At 52.3% G+C, this 518-nt stretch carries 2 protein-coding genes; both read right to left on the bottom strand.

Annotated features, from left to right (window positions below):
- Positions 1-309 (bottom strand): single-stranded DNA-binding protein (locus AC4FQX_RS15230; protein WP_491168572.1); only part of this gene is annotated, 309 nt, incomplete at its 3' end.
- 15 nt (positions 310-324) lie between these two features.
- A partial coding sequence (locus AC4FQX_RS15225; RefSeq protein ID WP_491168571.1) for a hypothetical protein occupies positions 325-518 on the bottom strand: 194 nt, incomplete at its 5' end.

The following is a 518-nucleotide window of genomic DNA, read 5'->3' as shown; positions in this document are numbered from 1 at the left end:
CTCCATCGTGGACACATAGATTTCGACAACTTTCACCTTCTGACCGTTCTTCTCATAGATACGAGGTTTGATACGGCCTTGCACGATGACTTCGTCGCCCTGCTGATACTTCTCAGCATACTGCTCAGCGGCGCTACCAACTACCACACAGTCGTGCCACTCCTTGACTTCCACCCACTCGGTTCCGTTGTGATAGTCATCGTTCGTACAGAGCGAGAACAACACACTGGCACCGCCAGAGTTGCGAAAACGAACTTCAGGGTCCTTCCCCAACCTGCCGTGGAGAACACAATGGTTCGTGTTTTTCATCTCTTACCTCACCAATCAACTGAGCAATGCAACGTTGAATGCGTTCTTCCAAGCCTTTTTCCCGCCCGGCTCGCGCCACTCGATACGACCGAGATGCTCGATCCGAACGCGGTCTCCGACTTTTGCCCCGCACTCATCAATTGCTCGCACCAAGTCAGCTCCATACACCGGAAGTACGTTCCCATTAAGTTCATCTGCTTCCATGGTCA

The sequence above is a fragment of the Flavobacterium sp. AK-301 genome (assembly GCF_058310215.1).
The sequence above is the reverse complement of the archived record's forward strand: the minus strand, read 5'-3'. Positions and strand labels throughout refer to the sequence as shown.